The 14,214-nt window shown below is 73.5% G+C and carries 10 protein-coding genes; 6 read left to right on the top strand and 4 right to left on the bottom strand.

Features of this window, described 5'->3' with window-relative positions:
- Positions 1–9 precede the first annotated feature (9 nt).
- Positions 10–417 (bottom strand): hypothetical protein, encoded by a 408-nt coding sequence (locus K1J57_RS14690; RefSeq protein WP_220564971.1) that lies wholly within the window; start codon positions 415–417, stop codon positions 10–12.
- Positions 418–882: 465 nt separating this feature from the next.
- On the opposite strand from K1J57_RS14690, the gene K1J57_RS14685 reads away from it, so the two are divergent.
- Positions 883–1,551: a response regulator transcription factor gene (locus K1J57_RS14685; protein ID WP_017570862.1), complete on the top strand. Its 669-nt coding sequence runs from the start codon at positions 883–885 to the stop codon at positions 1,549–1,551.
- Between the two features lie 58 nt (positions 1,552–1,609).
- Positions 1,610–2,896: a HAMP domain-containing sensor histidine kinase gene (locus K1J57_RS14680; protein WP_220564970.1), complete on the top strand. Its 1,287-nt coding sequence runs from the start codon at positions 1,610–1,612 to the stop codon at positions 2,894–2,896.
- Between the two features lie 108 nt (positions 2,897–3,004).
- Here K1J57_RS14680 and K1J57_RS14675 read toward each other — a convergent pair whose 3' ends face one another.
- From K1J57_RS14675 to wecB, 3 genes are all read right to left on the bottom strand, one after another.
- Positions 3,005–5,200, bottom strand: a complete 2,196-nt coding sequence (locus K1J57_RS14675) for a glycosyltransferase (RefSeq protein WP_255647063.1) — start codon at positions 5,198–5,200, stop codon at positions 3,005–3,007.
- 58 nt (positions 5,201–5,258) lie between these two features.
- Positions 5,259–7,016, bottom strand: a complete 1,758-nt coding sequence (locus tag K1J57_RS14670) for a hypothetical protein (RefSeq protein WP_220564969.1) — start codon at positions 7,014–7,016, stop codon at positions 5,259–5,261.
- 368 nt (positions 7,017–7,384) lie between these two features.
- A complete protein-coding gene (gene wecB / locus K1J57_RS14665; RefSeq protein WP_220564968.1) occupies positions 7,385–8,497 on the bottom strand; it encodes a non-hydrolyzing UDP-N-acetylglucosamine 2-epimerase in 1,113 nt (370 codons plus the stop codon).
- 206 nt (positions 8,498–8,703) lie between these two features.
- On the opposite strand from wecB, the gene K1J57_RS14660 reads away from it, so the two are divergent.
- From K1J57_RS14660 to K1J57_RS14645, 4 genes are all read left to right on the top strand, one after another.
- The gene (locus K1J57_RS14660) at positions 8,704–10,452 is read left to right on the top strand and encodes a glycosyltransferase family 4 protein (RefSeq protein WP_255647061.1); all 1,749 of its coding nucleotides are present in this window, start codon (positions 8,704–8,706) and stop codon (positions 10,450–10,452) included.
- A gap of 108 nt (positions 10,453–10,560) precedes the next feature.
- Positions 10,561–11,925 (top strand): nucleotide sugar dehydrogenase, encoded by a 1,365-nt coding sequence (locus tag K1J57_RS14655; RefSeq protein WP_220564967.1) that lies wholly within the window; start codon positions 10,561–10,563, stop codon positions 11,923–11,925.
- Positions 11,926–12,290: 365 nt separating this feature from the next.
- On the top strand, positions 12,291–13,463 hold the full coding sequence (locus K1J57_RS14650) for a glycosyltransferase (RefSeq protein ID WP_220564966.1): 1,173 nt from the start codon (positions 12,291–12,293) through the stop codon (positions 13,461–13,463).
- Between the two features lie 93 nt (positions 13,464–13,556).
- Positions 13,557–14,159, top strand: coding sequence for a malonic semialdehyde reductase (locus K1J57_RS14645; protein WP_220564965.1), 603 nt, complete (start codon positions 13,557–13,559; stop codon positions 14,157–14,159).
- Positions 14,160–14,214: the final 55 nt, after the last annotated feature.

Genomic DNA, 14,214 nt, shown 5'->3' with positions numbered 1-14,214 from the left:
CGCCCCGGGTCAGCAGCGGGGCAGGCCCTCGACGGGCTTCCAGGGCTCGGCGACGCGCAGGGCGGTGGCGCTGACGAACACGTCGCGGTTGCCGGTGTCGTCGTCGGTGAGCACCCACCAGGTGGAGAACGCGCCCTCGCCGTCGGAGTGGGCGGTGCCCTCGGTCTGGCAGAAGAAGTAGTGCCGGCCGGCCCACAGCCAGCCGCTGGTGGCGTAGCGGGTGTCCGCCGACCAGTAGGAGCGGGCGTCGCGCCAGGTCGTGTAGTAGTGGCGGACGGAGAGGGCGCCGCGCTCCGCGGCGGCCGTGCCGGCCGGCTCCCGGGCGTCCTGTGCGGCGGTGGCCGGGGTCGCCAGGGTCAGGGGCAGGGCCAGGGCGACGGCGGCGGCCGCGGCGCGCAGAGTGCCTGCTCGGGTCATCGGAATGCTCCTCGGCTCCCCGGGCACCGGTCGCCGGCGCGGGGCGGATGATCCTACTGGAATGGGACGGCGGACGGCGATAACCGTCCATCACCATATTGTCACCCAGAGTGAACAATTCCCCCGTCGCGACACGTGCGCGGCTTCGGCCCGCGCGGACCCGCGCGCGTTCTCCCCCGCGAACCCGGGCCACCGGGAGGGTGCCGCCTTTTCTTCCGGCCAACCCCTTGCTCTCCGAAAACGACCGCCGACTCCGGGAAACGGTGACCCCACGGCGCACACCGGCCACTGAACGCACACCACTTCACCAAGAACCGGGTTTTCACCAAGCAAGGGCAAAGAAAGCACACGAATTGAGCAACTGAACTATTTGTCCGGTATGCGAATACCGTATTTTCGGCCAACCTTGGGCCATCCGGCGCGCATAATAGGGAAATGCGTGACCCCGGACCTACGATCGACAGCATGACCTGCGTTTTGCTGGCCGAAGACGATGTCTCGATCTCCGAGCCTCTCGCGCGCGCACTCCGACGCGAGGGCTACACGGTGGACGTGACCGTCAACGGCATTGAGACACTCGACCGTGCCCGTGCGGGGGACATCGACCTGATGGTCCTCGACCTGGGTCTGCCCGAGATGGACGGGCTCGAAGTGGCGCGTCGGCTGCGAGCCGAGGGCCACGGAACGCCGATCCTCATCCTGACCGCCCGCGCCGACGAGGTCGACACCGTGGTCGGCCTCGACGCCGGTGCCGACGACTACGTCACCAAGCCCTTCCGGCTGGCCGAGCTGCTGGCCCGGGTGCGCGCGCTGCTGCGCCGGGGCGGGGCGGAGGTGCCCGTCGTCCACGGCGTGCGCATCGACAACGACTCCCGCCGGGCCTGGCTGGGCGAGCGCGAGCTCCAGCTCACCACCAAGGAGTTCGACCTGCTGCGCGTGCTGGTGCGCGACGCGGGCAAGGTCGTCACACGCGAGCAGATCATGCGCGAGGTGTGGGACACCAACTGGTGGGGCTCGACCAAGACCCTCGACATGCACATCTCCTGGCTGCGGCGCAAGCTCGGCGACGACGCCAACCAGCCGTCGTACATCACAACCGTCCGGGGCGTCGGCTTCCGCTTCGAGCGGGACTGATCGGACCGTGTGTCCGACGCGCCTCGGCCGTCTCCCGGTCGGACGAACATGAGGTGACATGCGCAGGCGGATGGTTTTCTCCACCCTGGTGGTGACCGTCATCGCCGTCATGCTGCTCGGCCTGCCCCTGGGTGCGCTCACCTACAAGCTGGTGCACGACGAGAGCAGCCGCGCCCTGTTGGGCGAGGCCGAGCTGATCGGCGCCGAGAGCGACACCATGTTGGAGATCCACGGCGAGATCAACCTCGCCGAGTTCGACCGGGACCACCCCGAACGGTTCATCCGGATCACGACGGCGGACGGTTCGAGCACCGTGACGGCCGGGAACCCGGCCCTGGACCCGAACGCGCCGGAGGCCCCGCCCCTGCTGCGGGCCACGGCCACGACCGGGCGGGGCACGGTGGTCGAGGTGTGGATGAGCGGCGAGGTGGTCCAGCAGAGCGTGGTGCGCGCCTGGCTGGGCATCGCCTCGCTGTCCCTGCTGGCGATCGGCGTGGCGGTGGGCCTGTCGATGTTCCAGGCCCGGAGGCTCACGCTGCCGCTGGTCGACCTGGCGGCCACCGCCGAGCGCCTGGGGTCGGGGGTGACCACGCCGTGGGGCCACCGCTACGGCATCCCGGAGGCCGACCGGGTCGCCGAGGTGCTGGACCGCAGCGCCGAGCGCATCGCCGGGCTGATCGCGACCGAGCGCCACTTCGCCACCGACGCCTCCCACCAGCTGCGCACCCCGCTCACGGCGCTGACCATGCGCCTGGAGGAGATCGTCGCCGAGGCCGACGACCCCGACGTGGTCCGGGAGGAGGGCGAGGCCGCCCTCGCCCAGACCGAGCGGCTGGTGGAGACCGTCGAGAGCCTGCTGGGCCGGGCCCGCAAGAGCCAGAACCCGGAGGTGGAGGCGGTCCAGCTGGACCCGGTCCTCAACCACCTCCAGGCCGAGTGGGCCCCGGTCTTCCAGCAGGAGAACCGCAAGCTCCTGGTGACCGGGTCGCCGGGGCTGACCGCGATGACCGTGCCCACCGACCTGGCCCAGATCCTGGCGACCCTGGTGGAGAACGCCTACAAGCACGGGGCGGGCACGGTGACGATCCGCCGCATCGACACCGGGCAGTCGGTGCGCATCGAGGTCAGCGACGAGGGCGAGGGCGTGCCCGAGCACCTGTCCGGCCGGATCTTCGAACGGGAGGTCAGCGGGGGCGGCGGCACCGGGCTGGGGCTGGCCCTGGCCCGGCACATCGCCGAGTCCGAGGGCGCCCGGATCGAGCTGGTGCAGGCCCGGCCGACCACCTTCGCGCTGTTCCTGCCCGCCGGGGCCGGCGGCCTGTCCAAGATGACCGGCCCCGTATGACCGCCCGCGGCACCCGCCGCCCCGCGGCCGCGGACGGCCCGCTCCCGGCGGGTCCCGCGGGCAGCGGGACCCGCCGGGAGCGGTGGCGTGCGGCGGCGGACGGCGTGCTCAGGCGCCGGCCGGGACCGGGACCTTGCCCCGCACCACCAGGTCGGTCCACAGCGACCGGACCCGGCCCAGGCCGTACGCCTTGACCACCTCGGCGCGGGCCCGCTCGGCCTCGGCCGCGAACCGCCCCTCCCGAACCGTCGCATGGACGGCCTCGGCCATCGCCACCGCGTCGCCGTGGATCCAGTGCGGGTCGTAGATGGTGTCGGCCCCGGGCCAGGGCAGCAGGGCGGGCACGCCGCCCGAGGCGGCGCACTCGGCCGGAGCCAGGTGGAACGACTCGTCGTCGCTGGTGGAGAGCATGAACCCGACCCGGCGCAGCCAGGTGGCCACATCGGGGCCGAACGGGTCGAACACCACCGCCCCGGCCAGGTTCTCGTCGCGCTGGATCCGCCGGTAGACGCGCTCGAAGTAGGCGCGCTCCTCCGGGCGGTTCCAGATCCACCAGTAGTCCCAGGGCTGCTTGGTCTTGACCGACATCGTGTAGCGCGGGTCCATGCGGCGCAGCTCCGCCAGCACGTCCAGGCCCCGGTCCAGCCGCTTGCGTGAGGGCGCGATGCCGATCATGCCCAGGGAGTACTCCGCCCCCGGGAGCTTGGGCCGGGCCAGCTGCTCGTCGTCGACCCAGTTGGGGACCACCACGACCTTGTCGGCGGGCCAGCCGGTGATCTCCCGGGTGAGGTCGGCGTAGTGCGGGCTGACGCACACCACCGCGTCGACCTTGTCGATGTCGAGCTTGCGCGGCCACTCCGCGTACAGCTCGAACCGGTGCAGGCGGACGATGAGCCGCTGGTCGGGGCGCTTCCACTTGGCGTAGAACAGGGCGTTGGGCCCGCACCACTCGCAGATGACCACGTCGGCCCATCCGGCCAGCTCCCGGGACCGGTACTGGTCGTGGGTGCCCAGCCCCTCCCACTCGTCCATGCGCACGTCCAGGCCGGGCAGCGAGGACAGGTACTCGGCGAGCCGGGTGAAGAACTTCATGTCGTGCCCGGCCACGACCACCTTGAGCGGGCGCTCGGTGTCCGCCCCGGCGGGGGCGGGCGGCAGCGCCTCGGCGAGGTGGCCGCGCAGGCGCTCGGCGGCGCGCTCCAGCGTGTGGTCCTCGGCGGCGGCCCGGCAGCGGGCGGCCGCGTCGGCGTACACGGAGCGGTCGTGGTAGGCGCGGGCGACCGCCTCGGCCACCGAGTCCAGGTCGGCCCCGGCGAACAGCGGGTAGTCGGCGCCCAGCATGGCCTCGTGCATGGGGGTGCGGTTGAGGATCACCGGCAGGCCCAGCGCGCCCAGTTCGAGGACCTTGGTGGACAGCTCCAGGCTGGCGTCCATGGACGGGTCGCGCCAGGACAGGCCGAAGTCGCACTCGGCGGAGGCGCGCAGCGCGTCGGCGCGCGGCATGCCGCCCCGCCAGTCCACGCCCGGGGTGTTCTCCAGGGCCTTGCGCATGCGCTTGGACCAGTCGGCGGGGTCGGCGTGGACCTTGTCGCCGATCATCACCAGCTCGGCGTCCACACCGCGGCGCTCCAGGGCGGCCGGGAGCCCGGTCATCTCCAGGGTGTTCCAGGCCGGGGCGAACTTGCCGGTGTAGGCCAGACGGGCGCGGGCGTGCACCTGCCCGTCGGCGCGGGCGTCCTCGGGGACCACGACCACCGGCGGGAACAGCACCGAGCGGCCGCAGGCGGCGGGCACCGACGACTCCAGGAAGGCGCGCAGCTCCTCGGTCTGGCAGAGCAGGAACCGGGAGGCCAGGGCGATCTCGGTGAGCTCGGCGACCGCGGTGGCGGTGAGCCCGTCCACGGCGTGCGGGAAGTCGGTGAGGTAGGTCCACAGCCGCCCGGCCAGGGACTCCTCCTGGGCGGCCAGCCCGGCCAGCCGCTTGCCCCGCACGACCACGAGGTCGAACGGGGTCCGCTCGTGCCGGGAGACCAGCAGGGACACGGCCTGCTCGGGGGTGAGGCCGCGCGGCCCGGCGTCGGGGACCAGCTTGTCCTCGTAGGGGCGCAGCAGGCGGATGCCGGGCGCCCCCGCCAGCGGCGCGATGAGGCGGTCGGTGCGCACGGGGGCCTTCAACAGCAGGGTGACCTCGCATCCGGCGGCGGCCAGGGCCTGCGCCATCGACTGCGCCCAGATCGCTGAACCGTCGATGATGTTCAGGTCCACGTCCCCGTACAAGAGTGCGCGCGGAGGAGGTGTGCTCACGTTCTTCCCTTCGGATGCTTGCGGATGGCCCGTACCGGGCGGTCGAGGCGGCCGGGGGTCATCCGACGGCGCCGGTCGGGGCGTCCGCCGCGGTGTGGGCGGGTCCCCTGGCGTCCCGGTCGGTCCCGGGGCCGTGGTCGGGGCCCAGGGCCAGGAGGCGGGTGCCGCGGCGGTTCCACTCCGCCGGGTTCCAGCCCCGCCGCACCAGGGCGGTGCGGGCCAGCTCAGGGGTCAGGGAGCTGACGAAGACGTACTGCTCGCCGGTGGGGCGGTCGAAGAGCCCGCGGTCCCCCGCCGTGGCGGCCGGGGCGGCGACCGTGCCCACGGCGTCGGCGTCGGAGCACTCCACGGCGCAGACCAGGTCCACCAGGCGGTCCGGGCCCACCGGCCCGGTCCACAGGTGGGCCCAGGGCGCGGTGGCGCGGTCGGCCAGGACGGCCCACCGCTCGGGGCCCAGCCCGCCCAGGTGCACGGTGCGGTCGTCGCCCCGGGTCAGCTCCTCGGGGGTGTCCGGGGTGCTGAACCGGGCGGTGCGGACGGTGACGCCCTCGGAGCGCAGGCGCTGGACGCCGGGCAGGCGGCCGGCGGTGTCGGGGACGACGACCTCGGCCGGGCGCAGGCGTGAGGCCAGCAGGGAGTCGGCCAGGTCCTCGGCCTCGGCCTCCCCCGCCGGGTCGGCCAGGACGGCGACGGCGCGGCCGCGCAGCGGCAGCTCGGGGCCGGGCGTGCCGGGCGGGAAGTCCAGCCCGGCGAGGATCTCGGCGAGCCGGACCGGGGTGGCGTCGGCGAGGAAGACCTCGCGGAGCATGGTGCGCTGCTCGGAGGCGGTGGGCGCGGCGGCGCGCAGCCGGGGCACGGTGACGGCCAGCCCCTCGGTCTCCCCCGTCTCCTCGGCGACCGGGTCGTGCGGGACGGGCCGGGTGCCGCAGGCCTGGGCGCGGCGGCCCAGCGCCTCGGCGCGCGGGCCCCGGGCGGGGACCACGGCGACGCGCGCGGCGCGCAGGGCGTCGGCCAGGCCGGGGGCGTCGGCGTCGACCGCCCCGGCGCCCAGCCCGGTGAGGATGTCGGGGACCGGCTCGGCCGGGGTGTCGCGGACGAACACGGTCTCGGGGCCCTCGGCCAGCTCGGCCGCGACCGGGTTGAACAGGTGCAGGGGCACCCCGGCGTCGCCCCGGTGGACGCGGGTGAAGCCCAGGGCGCGCAGGCCCGGCGCGGTGGGCGCGTCGTCCAGGAGCAGGGTGGGGATGCCGCGGGCGGCCGCGGACTCCAGCACCCAGTGCAGGGCGCGGGTGCGGTCCGCCGCGGCGGGGTCGCCCACGTGCGCCCACGGCGAGCCGGGTGCCGCGGCGGAGGCGGAGACCAGGACGAGGTCGACGTCGACGCCGTCCATGACGATCTGCGCGTCGTGGGGGCGCAGCGGGATCGAGCGGATGTAGGGGTCCAGGGCGCGCTGGACCTGCGGCCCCAGGGCGGTGGCGGCGATGAGCAGGTCGGAGGCCCCGCCGGCGGCCCCGGCCAGCAGGCGGGCCTCCTGGCGGTCGGCGTCGAAGGAGCGCACCGGCTCCGTGCCGGGGCGCCGCTGCTGCTGGGAGTGGCGGGTGGTGCCGCTGCGCCGCCACAGGCGGTAGAGGTCGCGCGGGAGGCGGACCAGGGAACGGCCGGGCTTCTTGGCCGCGGCGGTGAGCGCGCGTCCCACCTGCAGCGACGTGGAGTCCTCCAGTGCCGCAAGGCGGGCGCGGGCCTCCTGGAGCTGGGCCTCGCGTTCGGCCAGGGCCTGCCTGAGCTGTTCGGTCTGGCTCTGTTCACGCCGTTTCACGGTCTGCCACCTTGTGTTCGGATCGGATCGGCGGAACCGCCGGGGTCACCGTGCGGGAGCACCCCGTCGGGTGGGGTCCGCGCCGGGTCCCGGGACGGGTCCGGATGCCCTTGGTGAGCCGTGTCGCGGGCTCGCGGGGCGCGGTCGGTGGTGTGTGCTGGTACGACACGGCGGCTCACCTGCCCCTCTGTCGGGGAACGGTACCGCCGGAAGAGGGCGGAACGGTGGATTCGCCCGCCTTGTGTCGTGTCGGGCCCTGGGCCGGGTGCCCTGCCGGGTACCGCCGCGGAGCGCCGCCGGACCCGGCGTCGTCCGCCGGGGGCCGGGGGCCGGGGGCTCTTCGGGAAGGGAGGGGACGGGGCATGGGATCACCTGGACCACTGGGTCAGGACGGCGGCGATGCGCTCACCGGCGCGGCCGTCCCACAGGGGCGGAGTCGTGTCGAGCAGTGCCTCGGAGCCGTGGCCGTGCAGGACCTTGGTGACGGCCTGGAGCAGGTCGGCCTCGGTGACGAGGCGGTTGGTGCCGTGGGTGATGGTGATGGGCCGTTCGGTGTTGGGGCGCAGGGTCAGGCAGGGGACCCCCAGGACGGTGGTCTCCTCCTGCACGCCGCCCGAGTCGGTGACGACGGCCTCGGAGCCGCGGACCAGGGCGACGAAGTCGAGGTAGCCGAGGGGCTCCAGGAGGTGGACGCGGGGGTGGTCGCCCAGCCCGGCGCGGTCGAAGGCGGCCTTGCCGCGCGGGTGCACCGGCATGACCACGTCCACGAGGTCGGCGATCTCGTGCAGGCGGGCGACCAGCAGCGCCACCGTGTCGGGGTCGTCGACGTTGGCCGGGCGGTGCAGGGTGGCGGCGACGTAGCGCTCGGGCAGGCCCAGGCGGGCGCGCAGGGCCTCGGCGTCGAACCGGTCGAGGTTGGCCAGCAGGGTGTCGATCATGGGGTTGCCGACCAGGTGGACCCGGTCCGGGGAGACGCCCTCGGCGGCCAGGTGGCCGATCGCCTCCGGCGAGGTGGCGAAGCACAGGTCGCTGAGCTGGTCGGTGACCCGGCGGTTGACCTCCTCCGGCATCGTGTTGTCGAAGGAGCGCAGGCCCGCCTCGACGTGCGCCACCGGGATGTGCAGCTTGGCGGAGACCAGGGCCGCGGCGACCGTGGAGTTCACGTCGCCGTACACGACGACGATCCCGGGCTCGCGGGCGGTGAACTCCTGCTCCAGCCCGACCATGAGCGCCGCCGTCTGCGCGGCGTGCGAGCCCGAGCCCACGCCCAGGTCGACGTCGGGGGTGGGCAGGCCCAGGTCGCGGAAGAACACCGCGGACATGCGGTCGTCGTAGTGCTGCCCGGTGTGCACCACCGCCTGGTGGGCTCCGCGGTCGCGCAGGGCGGAGACGACGGGGGCGGCCTTGACGAAGTTGGGGCGGGCACCGACCACGTGAACGATCGCGGTGTCCCGGCTGCCCAGGGGGGCGCTCGCTGCCACGGCTCTCTGGTCTCCTTCTGTTCGTCGTTCGGCCCCACCGGTTCCGGTGGGGCCGTGGCGGTCCGGTGGGGCGTTCCTCGCCGGGACGTCCCGTCCGTGTCGCCGTGGTGTCACCATCCGGCCACATCCGCGTGGTTGGGTGACTGACCGTGCATGACATCCCTGTTTCCGAAGCGCCCCGTCCCCGGACCCGCAGGCTGCGGGCGGTGACGTTCACCGCGTCGACGGCCTGGCGCCACCTGCGCTCCGACCCCGCCCGGACGCCGCTGCTCGCGCTGCGGCTGATGCCGGGGCCGGCCCGGCGCGCGGCGCGCGGCGCGGCCGCCCGGGTGGGCGGTCAGGCCCGCGCCTACGCCCTGTGGGACGAGGGGCGCCGGGCCGAGGCGCGCGAGGCGGTGCTCGCCGCCGCGTCCGGTGCCGGGCCCCGCAGGGTGGGGCGCCTGGTGGCGGCCTGCCTGGCCGCCGGGGACACCCGGACGGCGCGCGAACTGCTCGAACGCCTTCCTCCGGGTCCGGTCCGCGACCGGGCCGTCCACCGGACGGACCTGGCCACGGGGCGGGCCGTCGCCGCGTCCCCGTCCCCGTCGCCCGTCCACCACGGGATCACGTTAACCCGCGATGCCCCAACGCGGCCCGAAGACACGGTGAACGCTCGGCGACCGGAAAGCCCCGCAGGTGAACGTCTCGCATCGCCTCCGGAGGGCCCGGTGGACGGGTCGGGTGTGCGGGTGCTGCATCTGGTCACCAACGCACTGCCGCACACCAACGCCGGGTACACCCAGCGCACCCACCGCATCGCCGTCGCCCAGCGCGAGGCGGGCATGGACGTGCACGTGGTGAGCCGGGTCGGGCACCCCCTGGACAAGGGGAGCAGGGACGCGCGCACGCTGGTGCGTGTGGACGGGATCTCCTACCACCGGCTGCTGCCGTGGACCGCTCCGGCCGACCCCGGGCAGGAGCTGGCGTCCGGGCTGAAGCTGGCGTCCGAGCTGGTGGAGAAGGTGCGGCCGGACGTGCTGCACGCCGCCAGCAACCACCGCAACGCCCGGCTGGCGCTGGCCCTGGGGCAGCGGTTCGGCCTGCCCGTGGTGTACGAGGTGCGGGGCTTCCTGGAGGAGTCGTGGCTGTCCCGCGACCCCTCGCGGAGCGTGGACGACGCCTTCTACCGCCACGAGCGGGCGCAGGAGACCGAGTGCATGCTCGCCGCCGACCTGGTGGTAACGCTGGGCGAGGCGATGCGCGCCGACATCGAGGCGCGCGGGGTGCCGCCCGAGCGGCTGCTCGTGGTGCCCAACGCGGTGGACGAGTCGTTCCTGGAGCCGCTGCCGCCGGGCACGGCGGTGCGGGCGGAATGGAGCATCGGCCCCGAGGAGTTCGTGGTCGGCACCACCACCAGCTGCTACGGCTACGAGGGCCTGGACACCCTGCTGGAGGCCGTGGCGCGGATGCGCGGGGCCGGCGAGCGGGCGCACGCCCTGATCGTCGGCGACGGCCCCGAGCTGGCGGCGCTGCGCGCCCGCGCCGAGGAGCTGGGGCTGGCCGGCGCCGCCCACTTCCCCGGCCGGGTCCCCGCGGACCGGGTACGCGAGCACCACGCCGCGATGGACGTGTTCGCCGTGCCGCGGCGCGACGACCGCGTGTGCCGGGTGGTGACACCGCTCAAACCCGTGGAGGCCATGGCCGGAAGATTGCCGGTTGTGGCCAGTGATCTTCCGGCTCTGCGAGAGATCGTGGAACCTGGGGTGACCGGTGAGTTAATTCCTCCGGGCGAATCGGCAGGTCTCGCTGATGTCCTGACAAAACTCGCTTACAGTCGGGAAAGGCGAGAGGCCTACGGTCTCGCAGGTCGCAGCCTTATCGGGGCGAACCGAACATGGACCGGGGCCGTATACCGCTACAACCACGCGTACCGGGCCCTTATCCGGAGAATGTCCGAACCAGGCCAGATCCCGTGATCGTGGACAACGGCTATCTACACTCGAACGTCCCGCTTGCAGTGACGTTCCCGGCTGTCCTCGATGAAGTGCGCCCGTTCACGAAACGAATGCGAGTGTGACCACGAAGTGGATGCCGCAGCCTCCAACCCAGCCCTTGCAGCCGAGCAGTCCGCGGTGACCGGCGACCTTGTCATCATCGGTCTCGGTTACGTCGGTCTGCCCTTGGCCGCCGAAGCCTGCTCCGCCGGTCTCAAGGTCACCGGACTCGACGTGAACGAGCGCGTCGTCCGCGGCCTCAACAGCGGCGTGTCGCACGTGGACGACCTGTCCGAAGAGGACGTGCGCGCCATGCTGGACCGCGGGTTCACGGCGAGCACCGACCCGTCGGTCCTGGCCACCGCCCGCACCATCGTCATCTGCGTGCCGACCCCGCTGTCGCCGGAGGGCGGCCCCGACCTGGGCGCGGTCACCTCCGCGGCCAAGTCGATCGCCGCGCACCTGAGCCCCGGCACCCTGGTGATCCTGGAGTCGACCACCTACCCGGGCACCACCGAGGAGGTCGTGCGCCCCATCCTGGAGGAGTCCGGGCTGGTCGCGGGCGCCGACTTCCACCTGGCGTTCTCGCCGGAGCGGATCGACCCGGGCAACCCGACCTTCGGCGTGGCCAACACCCCCAAGGTCGTGGGCGGGCTCACGCCCGAGTGCGGGGAGGCGGCGGCCGCGTTCTACGGCCGGTTCGTGAACACCGTGGTCCGGGCGCGGGGCACCCGCGAGGCCGAGATGGCCAAGCTGCTGGAGAACACCTACCGGCACGTCAACATCGCCCTGGTCAACGAGATGGCCATCTTCTGCCAGGAGCTGGGCGTCGACCTGTGGGACTCGATCGCGGCGGCGGCCACCAAGCCGTTCGGCTTCCAGGCCTTCTACCCGGGTCCGGGCGTGGGCGGGCACTGCATCCCGATCGACCCGAACTACCTGTCGTACAAGGTCAAGACCCTGGGCTACCCGTTCCGGTTCGTGGAGCTGGCCCAGGAGATCAACAGCCGGATGCCGTCCTACGTCATCCAGCGCGCCCAGGAGCTGCTCAACGAGTCCGGGCTGGCGCTGTCGCGGTCCAAGGTGCTGCTCCTCGGCGTGACCTACAAGGCCGACATCGCCGACCAGCGCGAGTCGCCGGCCCGCCCGGTGGCGCGCAAGCTGCTCGCCAAGGGCGCGACCCTCACCTACCACGACCCGCACGTGGAGTCCTGGCAGGTGGACGGTCAGGACATCGAGCGGTCCACCGACCTGGACCGGGCGCTGGCCGAGGCCGACCTGGTGATCCTGCTCACCGACCACAGCGAGTACCGGCCCAAGCTGCTGGAGGAGTACGCGCGGCTGCTGCTGGACACCCGCGGCGTGCTGCGCCGCGCCCCGAAGGACGAGGACCCGACGGTGGTGCCCGCGCAGGCCCGCCGCTACGTCCAGCGCGAGGGCATCCAGGTGCTCTAGGGCTGTTCGGCGGATCATTCCGGGTCGCGGCCGCCGGGCGGTCTGCGAGAGAGCGCCCGACGACCGCTCCCGGCACCCGGCGCGAGCGCCGAGCCGCACGGAAGCATCCACCGAACACGCCCGAGAGCCCGTTCACGGGCCCACAGAACGGGGGCGCGCCGTCCCGGACACCCGGTGTCCGACGGCGTGCCCTCGTGTGTTCACTCGCCGTCGCACCAAGGTTCACCGGTTGCCCCCCGGGCGTCCACCCCGCCGACCTTTGCGTGTTTCCGCAGATGAATACCGTGTCGCACAGCCGGTACCGCTGCCCAAAAGCGGATCATCTTCTCAGATGCGCCTTACCGGCGACACAGGTAGGTGATGTGATGCACGCGCTTGTGGCCACAGTGGTCCACCACCCGGAGGACGCCCGGATCCTGCACCGGCAGATCCGCGCCCTGCTGGACGCAGGACACACGGTGACCTACGTCGCGCCGTTCCGCGAGTGCGGCGTGACCCCGTGGAGCGAGCTGCGCTCCGTGGACGTCCCGCGCGCCTCCGGGCGCGAGCGGCTGTCCGCCCTGCGCGCCGCCCGGGCGGTGCTGGCCGAGCACGCGCCCAAGGCCGACCTGCTGCTCTTCCACGACCCCGAGCTGTTGCTGGCGCTGCCGGCCGAGCGCCCGGTGACGGTGTGGGACGTGCACGAGGACACCGCCGCGGCGGTCCTCACCAAGCCGTGGGTGCCCCGGCCGGCGCGCCGCCCGCTGGGGATGCTGGTGCGCTCCTTCGAGCGGCGGGCGGAGCGGCGGATGAAGCTGCTGCTCGCCGAGGAGGGGTACCGGGACCGGTTCCGGCGGCCGCACCCGGTGGTGCCCAACACCACCGACGTCCCCGACTCCCCGACCCGCCTTCCGGGCGACGACCGGGTCGTCTACCTGGGGCACGTGTCCCTGGCCCGGGGCGCCCGGGAGATGGTCGAGCTGGGGCGCCTGCTCCAGCCGCACGGGGTCCGCCTGGAGATCATCGGCGGCGCCGACGCGGGCGTGCGGCCGCTGCTGCGCGAGGCGCAGCAGGAGGACGCGCTGACCTGGTACGGGTTCGTGCCCAACGACCGGGCGCTGCGGATGTGCGCGGGGGCGATGGCGGGCATCAGCCTGCTGCACGACACCCCCAACTACCGGCACTCGATGCCGACCAAGGTCGTGGAGTACATGGCGCACGGGCTGCCGGTGGTCACCTCGCCGAGCCCGGTGGCGGTCCGGCTGGTGACCGAGCGGCCCGAGGGGCCGGCGGGCCTGGTGGTGCCGTTCCAGGACCCGGCCGCGGCGGCCGACGCGGTGCTGCGCCTGCGCGCGGAGGAGGGCCTGCGCGGCCGGCTGGCGCGGACCGGCCACCGCATCGCGCAGACCTCGTACCACTGGCCGGTCCAGGCCCGGGCGTTCGTCAAGCAGCTCGAGGAGTGGGTGGACGAGGCGGGCGGTCCGACACCGCGGATACCCCGCCAGCGCAGTGACGAGCGGGCTCCGGCGAGTGAGGGCGACCACACTTACCTGGCCTAGGAAATATCTTCCTGGTCAAGCAGGTTGGGTGCGGGTGTACCGACCGGCGCACGTTTCCGCCGGTCACACCCCACGAACGACCGAGGTACGACCATGACCCAGTTGCTGCTCGACAAGGACGCCCAGGACCTGCTGTTCCGGGCCGCCCGCACCGCCAACTCCTTCACCGCCGAGCCGGTGACGGAGGAGCAGCTCGGAGAGATCTACGAACTGGTCAAGTACGGCCCCACCGCGATGAACCTGCAGTCCCTGCGCGTGACCGCGGTCCGCTCCGAGCAGGCCCGCGAGCGCCTGGTCCCGCACATGGCGGGCAACAACGCGCCCAAGACCGCGGCGGCCCCGCTGACGCTCATCCTGTCCGCGGACACCGACTTCCACGAGAACTTCCCGACGACCTTCCCGGTCGCCCCCGACGCCCGCGAGAACTTCGCGCAGATGCCGGTCGGGGCCCGCGAGGACATGGCCGTCAAGAACGCGTTCCTGCAGATCGCCTACCTGATCATCGGCGTGCGCGCGGCCGGGCTGGCCGCCGGGCCGATGACCGGCTTCGACGCCGAGGGCGTGCGCAGGGAGTTCTTCGGCGAGGACTCGCCGCTGCGCCCGGTCGTGGTGATGAACATCGGCCGCCCCGGGCCGGACGCCTGGTTCGACCGCCTGCCGCGCCTGGAGCGGGACGCCGTCGTCACCGAGGTCTGATCCCCGCCTCCGACCGGACCGCCACCCGGCCGGGGAGGGAACGGCACGGGCCCCT

The organism is Nocardiopsis sp. MT53 (assembly GCF_019598965.1).
In the GTDB taxonomy this organism is placed as follows: domain Bacteria; phylum Actinomycetota; class Actinomycetes; order Streptosporangiales; family Streptosporangiaceae; genus Nocardiopsis; species Nocardiopsis changdeensis.
This window is presented reverse-complemented; position numbering and strand designations above follow the sequence as displayed.

Bases quoted from the DNA above. Each gene is read 5' to 3' on its own strand.
- K1J57_RS14690 (WP_220564971.1), bottom strand. From the start codon at position 417: ATGACCCGAGCAGGCACTCTGCGCGCCGCGGCCGCCGCCGTCGCCCTG.
- K1J57_RS14685 (WP_017570862.1), top strand. From the start codon at position 883: ATGACCTGCGTTTTGCTGGCCGAAGACGATGTCTCGATCTCCGAGCCT.
- K1J57_RS14680 (WP_220564970.1), top strand. From the start codon at position 1,610: ATGCGCAGGCGGATGGTTTTCTCCACCCTGGTGGTGACCGTCATCGCC.
- K1J57_RS14650 (WP_220564966.1), top strand. From the start codon at position 12,291: ATGCACGCGCTTGTGGCCACAGTGGTCCACCACCCGGAGGACGCCCGG.
- K1J57_RS14645 (WP_220564965.1), top strand. From the start codon at position 13,557: ATGACCCAGTTGCTGCTCGACAAGGACGCCCAGGACCTGCTGTTCCGG.